Annotated in this window: 16 protein-coding genes and 1 tRNA gene; 10 read left to right on the top strand and 7 right to left on the bottom strand. The window is 72.5% G+C overall.

The annotated features are described in order from the left end of the window. Nucleotides 1-24: 24 nt before the first annotated feature. On the bottom strand, nt 25-3,603 hold the full coding sequence (mfd, locus tag VGD70_RS16725; protein WP_331082389.1) for a transcription-repair coupling factor: 3,579 nt from the start codon (nt 3,601-3,603) through the stop codon (nt 25-27). On the opposite strand from mfd, the gene VGD70_RS16730 reads away from it, so the two are divergent. After that, a complete protein-coding gene (locus tag VGD70_RS16730; protein ID WP_331082390.1) occupies nt 3,596-3,973 on the top strand; it encodes a hypothetical protein in 378 nt (125 codons plus the stop codon). The two genes, mfd and VGD70_RS16730, sit on opposite strands and share 8 nt — an antisense overlap. 4 nt (nt 3,974-3,977) lie before the next feature. Here VGD70_RS16730 and VGD70_RS16735 read toward each other — a convergent pair whose 3' ends face one another. Both VGD70_RS16735 and VGD70_RS16740 read right to left on the bottom strand, forming a co-directional pair. Beyond that, the gene (locus VGD70_RS16735) at nt 3,978-4,763 is read right to left on the bottom strand and encodes an enoyl-CoA hydratase/isomerase family protein (protein WP_331082391.1); all 786 of its coding nucleotides are present in this window, start codon (nt 4,761-4,763) and stop codon (nt 3,978-3,980) included. Beyond that, on the bottom strand, nt 4,760-5,659 hold the full coding sequence (locus VGD70_RS16740) for a LysR family transcriptional regulator (RefSeq protein ID WP_331082392.1): 900 nt from the start codon (nt 5,657-5,659) through the stop codon (nt 4,760-4,762). Before VGD70_RS16740 ends, VGD70_RS16735 begins: the two co-directional genes overlap by 4 nt. A gap of 73 nt (nt 5,660-5,732) precedes the next feature. Between VGD70_RS16740 and VGD70_RS16745 the strand changes: the two genes are divergently transcribed. Further along, a complete protein-coding gene (locus tag VGD70_RS16745) occupies nt 5,733-5,909 on the top strand; it encodes a hypothetical protein (protein WP_331082393.1) in 177 nt (58 codons plus the stop codon). Between the two features lie 14 nt (nt 5,910-5,923). On the opposite strand, the gene VGD70_RS16750 is transcribed toward VGD70_RS16745, so the two are convergent. After that, the gene (locus tag VGD70_RS16750) at nt 5,924-7,438 is read right to left on the bottom strand and encodes a hypothetical protein (RefSeq protein ID WP_331082394.1); all 1,515 of its coding nucleotides are present in this window, start codon (nt 7,436-7,438) and stop codon (nt 5,924-5,926) included. A gap of 63 nt (nt 7,439-7,501) precedes the next feature. Here VGD70_RS16750 and VGD70_RS16755 point away from each other — a divergent pair, with 63 nt between their 5' ends. After that, the gene (locus tag VGD70_RS16755) at nt 7,502-8,713 is read left to right on the top strand and encodes a PQQ-dependent sugar dehydrogenase (RefSeq protein WP_331082395.1); all 1,212 of its coding nucleotides are present in this window, start codon (nt 7,502-7,504) and stop codon (nt 8,711-8,713) included. Between the two features lie 342 nt (nt 8,714-9,055). Here the strand turns inward: VGD70_RS16755 and VGD70_RS16760 are convergent, their stop codons facing one another. Both VGD70_RS16760 and VGD70_RS16765 read right to left on the bottom strand, forming a co-directional pair. Next, a complete protein-coding gene (locus VGD70_RS16760) occupies nt 9,056-9,658 on the bottom strand; it encodes a TetR/AcrR family transcriptional regulator (RefSeq protein ID WP_331082396.1) in 603 nt (200 codons plus the stop codon). Between the two features lie 142 nt (nt 9,659-9,800). Next, nucleotides 9,801-10,763 carry an acyl-CoA desaturase gene (locus VGD70_RS16765; RefSeq protein WP_331082397.1) on the bottom strand — a complete coding sequence of 321 codons (963 nt, stop codon included), beginning with the start codon at nt 10,761-10,763 and terminating at the stop codon, nt 9,801-9,803. A gap of 256 nt (nt 10,764-11,019) precedes the next feature. Between VGD70_RS16765 and VGD70_RS16770 the strand changes: the two genes are divergently transcribed. The 4 genes from VGD70_RS16770 to VGD70_RS16785 all read left to right on the top strand — a co-directional run bounded on the left by VGD70_RS16770 (nt 11,020) and on the right by VGD70_RS16785 (nt 15,422). Beyond that, nucleotides 11,020-11,090 (top strand) — tRNA-Gln (locus VGD70_RS16770). Further along, nucleotides 11,061-12,905, top strand: coding sequence for a GGDEF domain-containing protein (locus VGD70_RS16775; RefSeq protein WP_331082398.1), 1,845 nt, complete (start codon nt 11,061-11,063; stop codon nt 12,903-12,905). The genes VGD70_RS16770 and VGD70_RS16775 overlap by 30 nt, the downstream gene beginning before the upstream one ends. Nucleotides 12,906-12,966: 61 nt before the next feature. Continuing rightward, on the top strand, nt 12,967-14,445 hold the full coding sequence (glmU, locus tag VGD70_RS16780; RefSeq protein WP_331082399.1) for a bifunctional UDP-N-acetylglucosamine diphosphorylase/glucosamine-1-phosphate N-acetyltransferase GlmU: 1,479 nt from the start codon (nt 12,967-12,969) through the stop codon (nt 14,443-14,445). Continuing rightward, nucleotides 14,442-15,422: a ribose-phosphate diphosphokinase gene (locus VGD70_RS16785; protein ID WP_331082400.1), complete on the top strand. Its 981-nt coding sequence runs from the start codon at nt 14,442-14,444 to the stop codon at nt 15,420-15,422. Before glmU ends, VGD70_RS16785 begins: the two co-directional genes overlap by 4 nt. Nucleotides 15,423-15,539: 117 nt before the next feature. Here VGD70_RS16785 and VGD70_RS16790 read toward each other — a convergent pair whose 3' ends face one another. After that, nucleotides 15,540-15,917, bottom strand: a complete 378-nt coding sequence (locus VGD70_RS16790) for a VOC family protein (RefSeq protein ID WP_331082401.1) — start codon at nt 15,915-15,917, stop codon at nt 15,540-15,542. Between the two features lie 300 nt (nt 15,918-16,217). On the opposite strand from VGD70_RS16790, the gene VGD70_RS16795 reads away from it, so the two are divergent. The 3 genes from VGD70_RS16795 to VGD70_RS16805 form a co-directional block, all read left to right on the top strand. Beyond that, a complete protein-coding gene (locus VGD70_RS16795) occupies nt 16,218-16,856 on the top strand; it encodes a 50S ribosomal protein L25/general stress protein Ctc (RefSeq protein ID WP_331082402.1) in 639 nt (212 codons plus the stop codon). Nucleotides 16,857-16,916: 60 nt separating this feature from the next. Continuing rightward, nucleotides 16,917-17,504 (top strand): aminoacyl-tRNA hydrolase, encoded by a 588-nt coding sequence (gene pth / locus VGD70_RS16800; RefSeq protein WP_331082403.1) that lies wholly within the window; start codon nt 16,917-16,919, stop codon nt 17,502-17,504. A gap of 18 nt (nt 17,505-17,522) precedes the next feature. Beyond that, a partial coding sequence (locus tag VGD70_RS16805; RefSeq protein ID WP_331082404.1) for a DivIVA domain-containing protein occupies nt 17,523-18,492 on the top strand: 970 nt, incomplete at its 3' end.

Raw genomic sequence — 18,492 nt, forward strand, 5'->3', positions numbered from 1 at the left:
GGCTGCCAAGCCTCTCACAGCGGTTCACCCGACCGGTGCTGGGGCGATCTCCAACGAGTCGAGCAGGTTGGCACACCAGTCGAGCAGCGCCGTGTCCCGCAGCTGCGGCGCCCCCATCCGGCCGCCCGCGGCGCCCTCGGTGGGCCGCGGCACGGTGACCATGTCGGTCACCGGCTTGTAGTTCGACTTGGGATACAGGCGCTTGAGCCGCACCAGCTGGGAGTCGCGCAGCTTCAGCGGCGCGAACCGGATCACGTTGCCGGCCGCGGCGACCTCGGTGACCCCGTGCCGGCGGCAGGTCTGCCGGAACGTCGCCACCGCGAAGAGCCGCTGGACCGGCAGCGGCGGGTTGCCGTAGCGGTCCTGGAGCTCCTCCGCCACCGCGGCGAGCCCCTCGGCGTCGCCGGCGGCGGCGATCTTGCGGTACGCCTCGAGCCGCAGCCGCTCGCCGGGCACGTAGTCGTGCGGGATGTGCGCGTCGATGGGCAGGTCGACCCTGACCTCGGCGAGCTCTTCCTCCTCCTCGCCCGGCTCGGCGCCCGCGTGCTTGCGGAACGCCTCGACGGCCTCGCCGACGAGCCGCACGTAGAGGTCGAAGCCGACGCCGGCGATGTGCCCGGACTGCTCGGCGCCGAGGATGTTGCCCGCGCCGCGGATCTCGAGGTCCTTCATGGCCACCGCCATGCCCGCGCCGAGCTCGGTGTTCTGCGCGATGGTGGCGAGCCGGTCGTGCGCGGTCTCGGTGAGCGGCGCCTCGGGCGGGTAGAGGAAGTAGGCGTACCCGCGCTCGCGGCCCCGGCCGACCCGGCCGCGCAGCTGGTGGAGCTGGGCGAGGCCGAGCAGGTCGCCGCGCTCGACGATGAGCGTGTTGGCGTTGGCGATGTCCAGGCCCGTCTCGACGATCGTGGTGCACACCAGCACGTCGTGCTCGCGCGCCCAGAACCCCTCGATGAGCTTCTCGAGGCGGTCCTCGTTCATCTGCCCGTGCGCGGTGACGATGCGTGCGTCGGGCACCAGCTCGCGCAGCCGGCGGGCGGCCTTCTCGATGGAGGAGACCCGGTTGTGCACGTAGAACACCTGGCCGTCGCGCAGCAGCTCGCGCCGGATGGCGGCGCCGACCTGCTTGTCGTCGTAGCCGCCGACGTAGGTGAGGATCGGGTGCCGGTCCTCGGGCGGGGTGAGGATCGTGGACATCTCGCGGATGCCGGCGAGCGACATCTCGAGCGTGCGCGGGATGGGCGTGGCCGACATCGTGAGCACGTCGACGTGCGTGCGCAGCGCCTTGATGTGCTCCTTGTGCTCGACGCCGAACCGCTGCTCCTCGTCGACGATCACGAGGCCCAGGTCCTTGTAGCGGACGCCGGTCTGGAGCAGCCGGTGCGTGCCGATGACGACGTCGACCTCGCCGGCGGCCAGGCCCTCGATGACCGCGTCGGCGTCGGGGCCGTGGGTGAACCGGGACAGGCCCCTGACGTTGACCGGGAAGGACTGCATGCGGTCGGTGAACGTGTTGAGGTGCTGCTGGGCGAGCAGCGTGGTGGGCACCAGGACGGCGACCTGCTTGCCGTCCTGGACGGCCTTGAACGCGGCCCGCACGGCGATCTCGGTCTTGCCGTAGCCGACGTCGCCGCAGATCACCCGGTCCATCGGGACGCTGCGCCGCATGTCGGACTTGACCTCGTCGATGGCGGCCATCTGGTCGGGCGTCTCGGTGAACGGGAACGCGTCCTCGAGCTCGCGCTGCCACGGGGTGTCCGGGCCGAACGCGTGGCCGGGCGCGGACTGGCGGGCGGCGTAGAGCTGGACGAGCTCGGCGGCGATCTGCTTGACCGCCTTCTTGGCCCGGGACTTGGTGTTCTTCCAGTCCGAGCCGCCGAGCTTGTTCAGCGTGGGCAGCTCGCCGCCGACGTAGCGGGAGACCTGGTCGAGCTGGTCGGTGGGCACGAACAGGCGGTCGCCGGGCTGGCCGCGCTTGGATGAGGCGTACTCGAGGACGAGGTACTCGCGGGTGGCGCCGGAGACCGTGCGCTGCACCATCTCGATGTAGCGGCCGATGCCGTGCTGCTCGTGGACGACGTAGTCGCCGGTCCTGAGCGCGAGCGGGTCGACCGCGTTGCGCCGCCGGGACGGCATCTTGGTGGACAGGTCGCGGGTGGAGGTGCCGTGCCGGCCGCCGGTGAGGTCGGTCTCGGTGAGCACGACCAGCGCCTGGTGGGGGACGCCGAAGCCCTCCTCGATGGCGCCCCGGACGACGGTGACCACGCCGGTGGGCGGCACCTCGGCGAGCCCGTCCTCGGCGAAGGTGGCCGCGACGTCGGCGTCGGCGAGCTGCTCGACCGCGCGGCGGGCGGTGCCGGCGCCGGGTACGACGAGGACGGCGGCGCCGCCGGTGGTGAGGTGCGCGCGCAGGTCGGCGAAGGCGCGGGCGATGTCGCCGCGGTAGCCCTCGATCGGGCGGATGTCGAGCGTCACCACGTCCTCGTCGGGCGTGGTGAACTGGGACAGCGTCCACCACGGGTGGCCGGTGTCGCGGGCGTGGCCGGCGATGTCGGCGAGGTCCTGGTAGGCGGAGCGGCCCAGGTCGAGCGGGCTCTTGCCGCCGCCGGCCGCCACCATCCAGGCGGCCTCGAGGAACTCCTGGCCGGTGCGGACGAGGTCGTGCGCGCGGGTGCGGACCTTCTCGGGGTCGATGACGAGCACGTGGGCACCGTCGGGCAGGACGTCGGTGAGGAGGTCGAGCTCGCCCTCGCAGAGGACGGGGATGAGCGCCTCCATGCCCTCGGTGGGGATGCCGTCGGCGAGCTTGGCGAGCATCTCGGCGAGGTGGGCGTCGGCGGTTCCCTTGGCGCTGTGCTCCTCGGCGAGCTCGCGGGCCCGGTAGCGGACGTCCTCGGTGAGGAGGAGCTCGCGGCACGGGGGCGCGGTGAACGCGCGGATCTCGGCGTCCTCGGCCGGGAGCGAGCGCTGGTCGGCGACGGCGAACTGGCGGATCTCGGTGACCTCGTCACCCCAGAACTCGACGCGGACGGGGTGCTCGGCGATGGGGACGAAGACGTCGAGGATGCCGCCGCGCACGGCGAACTCGCCGCGCTTCTCGACCATGTCGACGCGGGTGTAGGCGAGGTCGACGAGGCGCTCGATGAGCTGGTCGAAGTCGTGCTCGGCGCCGACCTCCAGCTCGATGGGGGCGAGCCGGCCCAGGCCGGGGGCCATGGGCTGGATGAGGCTCCGCACGGTGGCGACGACGACCTTGGGCGCGTGGCCCTGGGCGAGCCGGTGCAGGATCTCGAGGCGCCGGGCGACGGTGTCGGCCCGCGGGGAGAGGCGCTCGTGGGGCAACGTCTCCCAGGACGGGAAGTTGGCGACGGCGTCCTTGCCGAGGAGGTCACGCAGCGCGGCGGTGAGGTCGTCGGCCTCATGCCCGGTGGCGGTGACGGCGAGGACGGGCTTCTTCTGCGCCAGCGTGGCGGCGACGAGCGGGCGGGCCGCGGTGGGCCCTTCGAGCTCGAGGCTCGGCGAACCGGCGGCCTCGAGGACGGTGGTGAGAGCTGGGTCGGGCAGGACGGCTTGGAGCAGGCCAGCGAGCGGGCTGGGCTTGGACACGGCGAATGCACCCCTGAAAACACACACGGACACACCCCTGCCCGGGACGAGCCCGTGGGAGGGGTTCTCGCCATCCAGCCTACGTGCCCCCGCCCAGGGCAAGGACATCTACGCCCTCGTCGGCGAGAGCTACGTGCCGCCCAAGGCACTCGCCGCGCTCTTCGAGGCGGTGGCGCGGATCGACGGGCTCACCGTCGAGGAGAACGTCCAGGACGGCGCCGGCCGCACCGGTGTCGGCGTGCGCTGGTCGCGGCCGGGGGGCTACGCCGGCACCCTCGTGTTCGACGCGCGGACCCACGTGTTCCTGGGAACGGACATGTCCGCGGTGATCCAGCGCGGGATCGTCGACCAGGTGGGTCAGCGGCCGTAGCCGCTCAGAAGCGGGGCGGGCGCTTCGCCAGGAACGCCCGCACCCCTTCGGCGTAGTCGTCGCTGGTCACCGAGGCCTCGTACAGCGCGTGGACCGTCTCGTCCTCGTCGAAGTGGCCCTCGGTGATCCGGCCGATGATCGTCTTCGCCCCGCGCACGGACACCTGGGCGCGGGCGGCCATCGCCGTGGCCAGCTCCGTCGCCCGGGCGGCCGGGTCCGGGTGCAGCTCGTTGACCAGCCCGATGCGCAGCGCGGTCGCCGCGTCGACGAGCTCGCCGGTGAACAGGATCTGTCGCGCCCACGCCGGGCCGACCGCGTCGACGAGCTGCTTGGTCGACGTGGCGTTGTAGACGATGCCGAGCTTGGCCGGCGTGATGCCGAACCGGGCGTCGTCGGCGGCGATGCGCAGGTCGCAGGCGAGCGCGAGCTCGCAGCCGCCACCCACGCAGACCCCCGTGACCGCGGCGATCGTCGGCTTGGTGAGCGTGGCGATGGACCGCTCGCCGGCGTGGACGGCCGCGCCGTAGCGGCGGGCGCCGTCGGGGTCGGCCCGCAGCGTGGTGAACTCGCTGATGTCGGCGCCGGCGGAGAAGTGGTCGGTGCCCCGGATGACCAGTGCCCGCACCGAGTCGTCGGCCTCGACCTTGCCGAGGAGGCCGGGCAGCGCGGACCACATCTCGAAGCTCATCGCGTTGCGCTTGGCCGGACGGTCGATGGTCAACGTCGCCACGGCGCCGTCGATCTCCAGGCTCAGGCTCGACGTCAACGGTTCGCTCGCAGGCTCGCTCACGCTGCCACGGTAGCCAGCTCCGCCAGCACGGCGGCCACCGCGGGGTGGTCGCGGCCACCGGCGCGGGTGCAGGTCAGGAGCTTGCGGCTGGGGCTGGGGCCGCCGGCGAGCGGCACCCGGGTGATGGGCAGGTGCGGCGGCAGGTAGGCCAGCCGCGGCACCAGCCCTACGCCGAGCCGGTGCGCGATGAGGTGCGCGATGGCGTTCCACTCGAGCGCGTTGTGCACGACGTTCGGCGTGAAGCCGGCCGCGCCGCAGGCGGCGAGCGTGTGCTGGCGGCAGGTGCACGCGACCGCCGGGAGGATCCAGTCCTCGCCGGCCGCCTCGACGAGAAGCACGCTGTCCTTGCCGGCCAGCGGATGCTCGGCCGGCACGACGAGGTCGAAGACGTCGTCGAGCAGCGGGCGCTGGTCGAACCGCGGGTCGCCGGCGGGCGGGTTGTCGATGGTGGCCTCGAGGATCGCGAGGTCGACGGCGCCGTCGAAGAGCAGGTCGAAGCCCGTCTGCTGCTCGACCTCCTGGATGTGCACGGTGAGGCGCGGATGGTTGGCCCGCAGCGGCGCGACGGCCGGCGCGAGCAGCATGGCGACGGCGGTCGGGATGCCGCACAGGCGCAGCAGCCCGGCCGGCTCGTCGCCGGCCGTGCGCAGGTCGATCTCCGCCTGCTCCCAGCGCTTCTCGATGTCGTCGGCGTGTTCGAGGAGGCGCTGTGCGGCCGGGGTGAGCCGGACCTTGCGGCCGTGCGGTTCGAGGAGGGTGAGGTCGAGCTCGCGGCCGAGTTGGCGGATCTGCTGCGAGGCGGCCGAGGTGGTGAAGTGCAAGGCCCGGGCGGCAGCGGTGATGGTGCCGTAGTGCGCGACCGCGCGCAGCACCCGGAGGCGGCGCAGGTCAATCATGAAGCCGATGCTTCACGGTACCGTCCGGAAAGTCAACGTGGACATACACGTTCGCCGGCCCGACGCTGGACCTATGTCAACCCGATGCCCCCACTGCGGCTGGCCGGACGAGGAGCCGTTCCGGATCGTGTCCCGCCACCGCACCTGCGACGGCCTGACCGTGTGGAGCCGCTGCAGCTGCGGCTCCCTGCAGGTGCGCGTGCTGGACGGCGCGTGCACCCGCGTCGTGGCCCGCGGCCGCCCCGCCTGAGCCCCGCCGCCCTGTCAGGCGAGGGACTTGCGGAGTGCCTCCAGGTCGTCGTCGATCGCGGGCCGGCGGGCCCTCAGCTTGTCGTGGCAGTCGGTCAACGTCGCCACCCGGCTCTCCAGCTCCTTCGCCAGCTGCGCGTGCGCGTCGGCCGCCTTCGTCACCGCGGTCGCGCGCTCCTGGACGTCCTTGCGCCACTGCACCGCCGCCACCGCCAGCGCGCCCAGCGCCACGATCACCCAGCCCCAGCCGGCCACCACCGTGAGCACGAGGAACAGCACACTCACGCCGAGCGCCCCGTACGCCACCGCGCGGCCCTGACCGGACACCTTCGCCGCCGCGTCGATCCGCGACCGCGCCTTCGCCAGCGACGCGTGCTCCGGGCCGGTCGTCGTGATCGCCACCGAACCCTGCCGCGTCCGCGCCTGCGCCCCGTCCGGCACATCGCCGCGCGCCACCGTGGCCAGCCGCTCGGCGGCGTCCAGCACCAGCGAACCGCTGATCCGCACGGCCACCGCGCGCCGGCCGGGGTGCTCGGCGTCGGCCGCGTCCGTGCGCAGCAGCGCGATCGTCTCGCCGACCGGGGCGTGCCACGCGGGCGGCTCGCTGCCGGTCCCCTCGATGACCACCCGCAGCTCGCGCTCGCGGGCCAGCAGCGGCAGCTCCGCCGGGCTGCCCTCCTCGACCAGCAGCTCCACCGCGCGCCGCACCTCCGGGTCGATCTCGACGGCCGGCTCGTTCGTGTGCGCGGCGAGCACCTCCTCGACCCACGACCGCAGCGCCGAGAGCCCGGCCGTCGCGGCCAGCGCACCGCCGAGGTCGCCGACGCCCTCGAGCTCCCGCGGCAGCGACCCGACCTCCGCCTTCGCCGTGCCGAGCTTGCGGATGCCGTCGACCGCGGCCGCGCGGTCCTCGTCGGACAGTGCGCCGACGAAGTCGACCCCGCGCCGGCGCACCAGCTCCCAGCCCGCCTCGCCGAAGAAGCCGTCCGCCGCGAGTGTCCACACGGCACGCTGGTGGCGCGGCAGCGTGGCGGCCGGCACCGGCAGCGCGTCGGCCAGCATCGCGGCGGTCACCGTCCCCCGGCCGCCGAGGAGCCCGGTCCCGAGCACGTGGAACACGGTGGCGCGCTGGGTGTCGCGGGCCTTGGCGAGCTCGAGCGAGTCGGTGTCGGCCACCCCGTCGGCGGCCACCCGCAACGCGACGAGCGCCGGCGCGAGCCAGTACGCGTCCACATCGGACATCTCGCCGTCGGGCCCCGCGCCCGCGAAGAGCTGCCTGGCCTGGTGGCGCACCCGGCCCTGCGCGTCGAAGAGCCCGAGCGTCACCCGCAGGTCGCTGATCTCCACGAACGCGTCGAAGGCGGCGGACAGCCGGTTGAGCCGCTGCTCGAGCGACCCGCTGACCTTGGACAGCTCGGCGTGCAGCCGCCGCTGCGAGGACCGCAGCGACGCGCTCACGGAGGACAAGTCCTCCTCGAGCCCCTGCAGCCGGCGGTTCTGCCGGTGGTCGGTGTACCAGTTGTCGCTCACCCGTTACTCCCCTCGACGGCGGTCCTCACACAAGTGCGACGCGCACCCCGGCATTCTGGACCCATGGCAAAACGGGCGGGCTTCCTCGTCGTCGCGCTCGTCTTGGCCGGCCTCACCGCGTGCACCGACGCACCCGCGGACCGCGAGGTCGGCCAGGTGCCGACGCGGAGCTCGGCTACCCCACCCAGCAGCGGCGACACGCCGAAGCTGCGCGTCGAGCAGGTCGCCGGCGGGCTCGAGCACGGTTGGGACATCGGGTTCCTGCCCGACGGCAAGGTACTCATCACCCAGCGGCCGGCCCGGTTCGCGCTGCTGTCCGGCACCAAGCCCGGCGCCACGACGACGCAGGTGAAGGCGGACCTGTCGGACGTGTTCGTCTCCGGCGAGGGCGGGCTGATGGGCATGGTCGTGCACCCGGACTTCGAGCGGACGCGGCGGTTCACCACCTGCCAGACGCACACCGAGAACGGCGAGCCGACCGACATCCGGCTCGTGACGTGGCGCCTGGCCGAGGACGGCAAGATCGCCACGCGGGAGAAGGAGCTGCTCACCGGCCTGCCGCTGAGCAGCGGCCGCCACTCCGGCTGCCGCCCGACGATCGGCCCGGACGGCGAGCTGTGGGTCGGCACGGGTGACACCGCGCAGGGGACGATCCCGCAGGACCGCACGAGCCTCGGCGGCAAGGTTCTGCGGCTGGATCTGGACAGCGGCGAGCCCGCGCCGGACAACCCGTTCATCGACTCGGCGAACGCCCACGAGCGGTACGTGTACTCCTACGGCCACCGCAACATCCAGGGCGTCGCCGTGCGGCCGGGCTCGGACCAGGTGTTCACCGCCGAGCACGGCCCGGACCGCAACGACGAGGTGAACCTGATCCAGGCGGGCCGCAACTACGGCTGGGACCCGTCGCAGGGCGGGACGGTCGGCGGCTACGACGAGGGCGTGCCGATGACCGACCTGCAGCGCTTCCCGGACGCCGTGCCGGCGAAGTGGCAGTCCGGCGACACGACGGAGGCCGTGTGCGCGGCGACGTTCCTGTCGGGTGATCAGTGGGGCGGTCTGAACGGCGCGCTGGTGGTGACCGCGCTGAAGGGCGCGAAGGTGCTGGTGCTGACCCTGACCGAGCGGGGGGACGTGGCGTCGGTGGCGATCCCGACGGAGTTCGACAACCGCTTCGGCCGCCTACGCGCCGCGCGCACGGGCCCGGACGGCGCCCTGTACATCACGACGACCAACGGCTCGGACGACAAACTGCTCCGCGTGACCCCGGCCTGACCCGCGCCAACACGTCCACGCGACACGCCCCGACCCCGGCCGACCCAGAACGAAAGCCCTCGCGCGACCCTCGAAGAATGCCCGCCGCCCTCCCGCGATTCCCTTGCCTGCGAGCGAAACCGGGGATAGGGAAGCCCCCACCCACTCCGGGGGCACCCCATGGGTCCAGTCTATTCGAGGGCAACGGCGAATGAGGGCCGCAAGATCAACTTGTGGACAAGTTGGCGCGTTGTGGACAACTCGCTGAGCCGAACGAGGCTCACGCGAGGCCGCGAAAACCGGCCGAGCCGAGGCTCACCCGGCGCGTGTACCGGAGCCGGGCTTCAACCAGAGCCGGGTCGGTCAGGGGTGGGACTCGCGCAGGGTGGGTTTGCTCTCCAGGTGATGGAGGCCGTTCCACGACAGGTTCACCAAGTGGGCGGCCACCTCCTCCTTCTTCGGCTTCCGGGAGTCCAGCCACCACTGGCCCGTCAGCGCGACCATCCCCACCAGCGCCTGGCTGTACAGGGCCGCCAGCTTCGGGTCGTAGCCGCGCGAGCTGAACTGCCGCCCAAGGATGTCCTCCACCTGCCGCGCGATGTCGTTCAGCAGCGACGAGAACGTGCCCGTCGCCGACGCGACCGGGGACGCGCGGACCAGGATCCGGAAGCCGTCGGCCGAGCCCTCGACGTAGTCCAGCAGCGACACGGCGGCCCGCTCCAGCAGCAACCGCGGGTGGGCCTCCTCGGCCAGCGCCGAGGTCATGGACGTCAACAGATAGTGCATCTCGCGGTCGACGACGACCGCGTAGACGCCTTCCTTGCCACCGAAGTGCTCGTACACCACCGGCTTCGAGACGTTGGCCCGGTGCGCGATCTCCTCGACCGACGCGCCGTCGAAACCCTTCTCGGCGAACAGCGAGCGCGCCACGTCCAGCAGTTGCTGGCGGCGCTCCTCACCGCTCATCCGCACGCGAGGAACAGGGGCTCCGGCCCGACCGGCCGGAGTCCGAACGCGCTCTCGCCGCCTGGCCGCCACTCGTGTCACCCTACGGGCACCCACCGACAGCCCGTGACGTGATTGCGCAGAACTAGGCCGAATGCGCAGGTCACTCCGCGCCGGCGGTGATCTTCTCCAGGCGCTGCGGGGTCGGCCAGCGCACGTTGTTCGCCCAGCCGAGCTTCTCGAACACCCAGATCAGCCGCGCCGACGTGTCGATCTGCCCGCGCTTGACGCCGTGCCGCGCACAGGTGGGATCCGCGTGGTGCAGGTTGTGCCACGACTCGCCGAAGGACAGGATCGCCAGCGGCCAGAAGTTCGCCGCCTTGTCCCGGCTGACGAACGGGCGCTCGCCGATCATGTGGCAGATCGAGTTCGTCGACCACGTCACGTGGTGCAGGATCGCCACCCGCACGAAGCCCGCCCAGAAGAACGCCGTGAGGGCGCCCCACCAGGACCAGGTGATGAGCCCGCCGAGCGCGGCCGGCAGGACGAACGTCGCCACGGTCCACACCACGAACAGGTTGTTTACCCGCACGACGTCCTTGTCCGCCAACAGGTCCGGCGCGAACCGCTCCTTGTTCGTCAGCGAGCGGTCGAACATCCACCCCATGTGCGCGTGCCAGAAGCCCTTGGCCAGCGCCACCGGCGACGTCCCGTACAGCCACGGCGAGTGCGGGTCGCCCTCGCGGTCGGAGAACGCGTGGTGGCGCCGGTGGTCGGCGACCCAGATGATCGGCGGGCCCTGCACGGCCATGGACCCCGCGATCGCGAGCCCGACCCGCAGGCCCCGCCTGGCCTTGAACGACCCGTGCGTGAAGTGCCGGTGGTAGCCGATCGTGACCCCGAGCCCGGACAGGTAGAAGAAGAACACCGCCAGGCCGACGTCGACCCAGGTGAGCCCCCAGCCCCAGGCCAACGGCACCGCCGCGATCAACGCCGCGAACGGCACCAGGATGAACACGTACACCGCGAACTGCGTCCAGCCCTTGCGCCGGCCCACGGTGATCGGCTTCGGCCCCTTCGCGGCCGCTTCGTCCCCGCCCGAAGTCTCCTCGAGGGTCGTCGTCATCCTCTACCTCTCACCTCGTCGTCCGATGTCATCCGGTGCGGTTCGGTCCTAAGGTCAGCCTCGCCTACGCGGCCGTAACCTACGACAGCGTAAGTACATGCCGACCCGGTGCGCCAGATCCGTCGCGTAAAGCCGCTGGAGTGATCCAGCTCACACCCATTCGGCCGCACTGTGGTCTTCCTGGCCGGGTACCACTGCCCCAGACGATCCATGCGTGCCACGATGTCCAACCGTGGGCGGAACACCCGACCCACGGTCCGCCGTGGTGTAAAGGCAGCACCTCAGATTTTGGTTCTGATGGTCCAGGTTCGATCCCTGGCGGCGGAGCTGGCGGCGGAGGCGGGACAACTACAGCAGCAGCACGAAGGTGGACAGCCAGGCGTGGATGGCGGCAGCGAACGAGAGGACGTCGACCTGCCGGCGTTGGACGAGAGATCTGACGCGTGGCTGGCCGGACGCGCCCGGGAACTGCTCGCGATCGCCCAGGCGAGCGAGCGCGGCACCCGCACCCGCTACACCGACGAGGTCGACCGGCTGCTGGCCGAGGCCCGCCACCGCGGTGAGCCGCGGATGGTCGCCCAGCTGCTGCGGGCCGCGGCCGTCATCCGGGTGAACGACGCCGAGCAGGCCGGATCCCCCGAGGCCGAGTCGATCGTCGACGAGTTCCTCGACCACACCCAGCGGCACGGGCTGCTCGTCCTGCAGGCCGACGCGCATGCGTTGCGCGCCAAGCGGTACCTGCTCGCCGGCGCCGAGGACGTCGCGCTCACCGAGGCCGCGGTCGGCCTCGCGATGCTGGACGAGACGGTCTCGCCGGACGCGGCGTTCGGCGGCCGCGTGTGGGACGTGCTGATGGCGTCCACCCTGATGGACCTCGGCCTCGTGCTGATGGAGCTCGGCGTCTACGAGGTCGGCGACCAGGTCATGCGCCGGGCGCACCGGCACATCCGCGGCGGCGCCGGGCCGCACGACATCTCCGTGCACCTGATCACCCGCTGCCGCATGCAGCTCGGCTGGGGTCTGCGGCTCGAGCGGATCGGCGAGGACGAGCAGGCCGCCGAGCGGTTCGCCCGGGCCGCGGCGATGGCCGGCGACGTCGAGGCGCCGTTCCGCGAGTCGCTGTTCCCCCGCCACCCCGAGCAGCCGGCCGCCGAGCAGATCGCCGTCGTCGGCGCCGCGCACGCGCTCGCCCTGCCGGGCCCCGGGCACATCGACCGGCTCGCCGGGCTGCTCGAGACCGCCGTGCCGCGCGAGGTGATCTTCGTCGCCATCGCGCTCGCCCGCTGCCTCGAGCGCGACCAGCGCGCCGAGGAGGCCGTCGAGGTCCTCACCGGCGTGCAGAAGCGGCTGGACAACACCGCGCCGGAACCCGCGCTGCTGCTGTGCCTCATCCGCGAGTACGCCCGGCTGTCGGGCAGCGAGGACGACGGCGACCGGACCACCAGCGCGCTGCGGTTCTACGTCGCCGAGCTCGAGAGCCAGCTGTGGGACATGCGTGAGTCGCGCGCGGCGACGCTGGCCACCCGGCGCGAGCACGAGCGGCTCGCCCGCCGGCACGGCACGGTCGCCCGCCAGGCCCTGCAGGACCCGCTCACCGGCCTGCCCAACCGGCGCGCGCTCGACGAGCGGCTCCAGGAGCTCTCCGCCGAGGCCGACGTCGCCGGCAGCAAGCCGCTGGCCATCGCGCTCGTCGACCTCGACGGGTTCAAGGGCGTCAACGACCGGCTCTCCCACGCCGAGGGCGACGACGTGCTGCGGGTCGTCGCCAGCACCGTGCGGGACACCTTGCGCGGCAGCGACATGGTGGCCCGCTACGGCGGCGACGAGTTCATCGTGCTGCTGCCCGGCGCGCCGCTGCTCGCCGCCGCGGCCGCGCTGCGCCGCGCGGCGGTGGCCGTCGCGGCGCTGCCGCCAGACCTCTCGCACGGCGTGACGCTGTCCGTCGGCGTGGTCGCGCTGCGTCCCGAGGAGGGCACGGCCAGCGCGCTGGCCCGTGCCGACGCCGCCATGTACCAGGCGAAACGCAAGGGCGGCAACGACGTCGTCGCGATCGCGACCACGGAGGGTGACGGCCCGGAGGTCCTGATCGCGGACGAGCCGGCCACCCCTGACCCCGCATGGGTGCTCCCGGAGGCCACGTAGGATCGAGTCGCCGGCCGATCGTCCAACGGCCGGAAACTCGATCACGCCAAGGAGAGAGCTGATGCTCGAGGGCTCCACCGGGCTCGGCGAAGTCAGCACGATCACCCTCGCCGCCGGCGAGGGCACCCGGATGCGCTCGGCCACGCCGAAGGTCCTGCACCGGCTGGCCGGCCGGTCGCTGGTGGAGCACGCCGTGCGCGCGGCCGCCGGGCTCACCCCGCGGCGCATGGCCGTCGTGGTCGGACACGGCCGGGAGGCGGTCACCGAGCACCTGCACGAGCTGGCCAAGGTCATCGACACCACGGTCACCGTCGCCGTGCAGGCCGAGCAGCACGGCACCGGGCACGCGGTCCGCTGCGGGCTCGACGAGCTGCCCGAGGGCCTCACCGGCACGGTCCTGGTCACCTACGGCGACGTGCCGCTGCTCGACACGCTCACCCTGTCGGCGCTGCTCGCCGAGCACGGCTCCGCGGGCAACGCGGTCACCGTGCTCACCGCCGAGGTCGCCGACCCCACCGGCTACGGCCGGATCGTGCGCGGCGAGGACGGGTCCGTCGAGGCCATCGTCGAGCAGAAGGACACCACGCCGGACCAGGCCGCGATCCGCGAGATCAACTCCGGGGTCTACGCCTTCGACGCCGCCGTGCTCGCCGCCGCGCTCGGCCGGCTGTCCACCGACAACGCCCAGGGCGAGCAGTACCTCACCGACGTGCTGTCCATCGCCCGCGGCGACGGGCACCGGGTCGGCTCGTGGACCTGCGACGACCCGTGGCTCGTGGAGGGCGTCAACGACCGCGTGCAGCTGGCCGCGCTCGGCGCCGAGCTCAACCGCCGCCTGCTGGACCGCTGGATGCGCGCGGGCGTCACGATGGTCGACCCGGCGAGCGTGTGGCTCGACGCCGGCGTCGAGCTGGCCAGGGACGTCGTCCTCGAGCCGGGTGTGCAGCTACGCGGCGCCACCACGGTCGGCGAGGGCGCGGTGGTCGGCCCGGACACCACGCTCACCGACGTGGCCGTCGGCGCGGACGCCAACGTCATCCGCACGCACGGCCGCGAGTCCGAGATCGGCGACGGCGCGAGCGTCGGCCCGTTCGCCTACCTGCGGCCCGGCACGCGGCTGGGAACCAGCGCGAAGGTCGGCACGTTCGTCGAGGTGAAGAACTCCGAGATCGGCGACGGGTCGAAGGTGCCGCATCTGTCCTATGTGGGCGATGCCACCATCGGGGAGAAGAGCAACATCGGCGCGGCCAGCGTGTTCGTCAACTACGACGGCGTGGCCAAGCACCGGACGGTCGTCGGGTCGCACGTTCGGACGGGGTCGGACAACATGTTCGTGGCCCCGGTGACCGTCGGCGACGGCGCGTACAGCGGGGCCGGGACGGTGCTGCGCAAGGACGTTCCGCCCGGGGCGCTCGCGGTGTCGGGGGGCCCGCAGCGCAACATCGAGGAGTGGGTGCTCCGGCGGCGGGCCGGGACGCCGGCGGCCGAGGCGGCGCGCAAGGCGCTCGACGCCGCCGCAGGCCCTGAGGAGGAGTCATGAACGCCAAGTCCGGTACGCCGAAGAAGAACCTGATGCTCTTCTCCGGCCGGGCCCATCCGGAGCTGGCCGAAGAGGTCGCCAAGCACATCAACGTCAGCATCACCCCGCAGTCGGCGTACGACTTCGCCAACGGCGAGATCTTCGTGCGGTTCGAGGAGTCGGTGCGCGGCTGCGACGCGTTCGTCATCCAGAGCCACTGCGAGCCGATCAACAAGTGGGTGATGGAGCAGCTGATCATGGTCGACGCGCTGAAGCGGGCGTCGGCCAAGCGGATCACCGTGGTCATGCCGTTCTACCCGTACGCGCGGCAGGACAAGAAGCACAAGGGCCGCGAGCCGATCTCGGCGCGGCTCGTCGCGGACCTGTTCAAGACCGCGGGCGCGGACCGGATCATGACCGTCGACCTGCACACCGCGCAGATCCAGGGCTTCTTCGACGGGCCGGTGGACCACCTGTTCGCGCAGACGATGCTGTCCCGGTACATCAAGGACACCTACGGCAACGAGAACGTGACGGTCGTGTCCCCGGACGCGGGCCGCACGAAGCTGGCCGAGAAGTGGGCCGATGATCTCGGCGGCGTGCCGATCGCGTTCATCCACAAGACCCGCGACCCGCTGCTGCCCAACGACGTCGTGGCCAAGCGCGTGGTCGGCGAGGTCCGCGGCAGGCTCTGCGTGGTGATCGACGACATGGTCGACACGGGCGGCACCATCGCGAAGGCCGTCGACCAGCTGGTCCAGGAGGGCGCGGCCGACGTGGTGGTGGCCGCCTCGCACGGCGTGCTGTCCGGCCCGGCCCCGAGCAGGCTCTCCGAGAGCGGCGCGCGCGAGATCGTGCTCACCAACACGCTGCCCATCCCGGACGAGAAGCGCTTCCCGAAGCTCACCGTGCTGTCCATCGCCCCCCTGCTCGCGAGAGCGATCCAGGAGGTCTTCGAGGACGGCTCGGTGACCAGCCTCTTCGACGGCGACGCCTAGGCACCCGACCGCCGGCCCGGCCCAGTTGTCCACAACCCTGACTGAGCCGGGCCGAAACCGTCGGTCCTCCTCGCTACTCTGGAATCCGGGGGCCGGAGGCCAAGCCCGTTGCCACGCCTAAGCGCGCTCGGCCTCGCTCGCCTCCACACAGAACTCGTTGCCCTCCGGGTCGCCGAGAACGACCCAGCCGCGGCCGTTCGGCTTCCGGCGGTCGTCCACCAACGCCGCGCCGACAGCCAGTAGCCGGGTTACCTCCTCGTCCCGCGTGCGCGCGACCGGCATGAGGTCCAGGTGCAGGCGGTTCTTGCCGGCCTTGCGCTCGGGAACGGCGACGAACAGCAGCTCCGGCACGCCGGCGTCGGGCGGCTCGATCGCCACCTCCGGCGCGCCGGGCTCGTCCTCGGCGCTGATCGGCCAACCGGTGACGGCGCTCCAGAACTCGGCGAGCGCGTAGGGGTCGTGGCAGTCGATGGTGATGTGCTGGATCGTGAACAAGAGGTACTCCAGGAGTGGGAAAGGCCCCGAGGGCGGACCTCGGGTTGACGCGGGACTCACCTGATGAGCGCGGGTGCCTGCGAAACCTCTCAACCAGACTCGCGGAAGCGGAGCGTCCGCACCTTAGCCCCCCGCGCGGATGCGCGGAAGGGCCACGTAAACTGTTGAGGTTGCCTCGGCGAGGGCAGGCTTATGCCTGGCGTGATCGACGCGGCGGCTTCATTGCCGCGCGCACGTCCGTCGCCGCTGGCCGCCGCCGCCCGAGACCCACGTTTCAGTTTCAGCAAGGAGAGCCCCACCGTGTCCGAGGTCCGTCTCGCCGCCGAGCCACGTACCGAGTTCGGCAAGGGCGCTGCGCGCCGCACCCGCCGCGCGGGCAAGATCCCCGCGGTGCTGTACGGCCACGGTTCCGACCCGAAGCACCTGGCCCTGCCCGCCATCGAGTTCGCCCGCGTCGTCCGTGAGTACGGGCAGAACGCCGTGCTCACCCTCGAGATCAACAGCTCCAGCGAGCTCGCGCTGACCAAGACGGTCACCACGCACCCGATCAAGAACTACATCGAGCACGTCGACCTCCTGCTCGTCCAGCGCGGCGAGAAGGTCACCGTCGAGATCCCCGTCGTCATCATCGGCGAGGCCCAGCCCGGCACCCTGGTCACCCAGGACGCGTCGACGCTGCAGGTGGCCGTCGAGGCGCTGCACATCCCCGAGCAGTTCGAGGTCTCGATCGAGGGCGCCGCGGCCGGCACCCAGATCCAGGCGTCGGACGTCCAGCTCACCGAGGGCGCGGAGCTCGTCTCCGACCCCGAGACCCTGATCATCGCGATCAACGTCTCGCCGACGGCCGAGGACATGGAGGCCGGTGTCGAGGGCGCCGAGGGCGCCGAGGCCGCCGCTCCCGCCGACGAGCCGGCCGGCGACGAGTCCGGCGAGGGCTGAGTCGACCCGGGCGGTCCCGCGTGCGGGGCCGCCCGGTCTGCTTTCTACGAGGACGCCGAGATGTCAGCACCGAACGACGACGCGCCGATGCTGGTCGTCGGCCTCGGCAACCCGGGGCCGCGGTACGAGGGCAACCGGCACAACATCGGGTTCCTGGTCGCCGACGAGCTGGCGGACCGGATCGGTGGCAGGTTCAAGTCCCACAAGGCCGGCGCCGACGTGCTCGAGGGCCGGCTCGGCGGGCGGCGGGTTACCCTCGCCAAGCCGCGGTCGTACATGAACCTCTCCGGTGGCGCGGTCGTCGGCACCGCGCGTTTCTTCAAGGTGCCGCCGGAGAACCTCGTCGTGGTGCACGATGAGCTGGACCTTGCGTTCGGGACGGTCCGGCTGAAGCTCGGCGGTGGTGAGAACGGCCACAACGGGCTCCGGTCGATCTCGAAGTCGCTCGGCACCAGGGACTACCTCCGGGTGCGGTTCGGCATCGGGCGGCCGCCGGGCCGGATGGACCCGGCGGACTTCGTGCTCCGGGACTTCTCCGCGACCGAGCGCCGGGACCTGGCGCTCGACATCGACCGGTGCGCCGACGCCACGGAGGCGTTGGTCGCCAAGGGGCTGGAAGCGGCGCAGAACCTGTTCCACACGCGCTGACCGGGAGGCGGTCCGGACATGCAGCAACAGCAGCGGGACGACGTGCCGCTGACACCGATGGTGGTCGACTGCGTGACGTTCGACCGTGCTCCCCTCGGCCGCCGCGGCTACAACGAGGACCAGGTGGACGACTTCCTGGACCGCGTGCAGGCCACGCTGGCCGGCACCGACACCCTGACCGCGCAGGACGTCCGCGACGTGGTGTTCGACAGCGCCCCGCTCATCCGCCGCGGCTACCACGAGGAGCAGGTGGACGACTTCCTGGACCTGGTGGTCGAGGAGCTCAGCCGCCGCGAGCGCACCCGCCCCCCGCGCCCGACGAACCCACCGAAGCCCTCCGGCCTGGTCCCCCCGCCCACCCAAGCCGAACAAACCAGCCCGATGGTCTTCACCCTGCCCCCGTCTCTCCCCCCGACGAACCGCGGCGCCCACTCCCCGACGGCCCACGGCGCCCTCTCCCCGGCCGCCGAAGCGGCCCGAGACGCCGCCACCCTCCGAGCGACGGAAGACCCCCCGCCGCCCCCCGCCACGCCGTGGTCCGCATCCGCTGGGGCTTCGGGCGAGCCCGATGCGCCGCACGCCCCCGTCACCGCGACCTCGGCACCGACCAGCGCGGCTGCGACCGGCACGCGATCGGAGCCTCAGCAGGCGCCAGCCGCCGGTGCGCATGGGGCTGGCGCTCCCCAGCCGCCGACCACGTCGGCGACGCCGCCCGGCGCGGCCGCGATCCCGGGCCGGAACACCGCGCACGCAGCCGAAGCCCAGCCCTCCGCGAGCGGGCACACCGCAGTGCAAGGCGCCCCCGCCGCGGCCCAACACGCGCCCGCGGCGCCAGGCGACACCCAGCCCGCTCCCGTGCCGCACGGCACCTCAGCCACCTCGCCCGCAGCCCAGCAGGCCCCCATGGCAGCAGGCGAGATCCCGCCGCCGACGAGCGCGGTGCCGCTCGACACGTCGACGCAGGTCGCTGCGACCGCGCCAACTGGGG

Origin of the sequence: Actinophytocola sp. (assembly GCF_036402745.1) — a bacterium.
Lineage (GTDB): Bacteria > Actinomycetota > Actinomycetes > Mycobacteriales > Pseudonocardiaceae > Actinophytocola.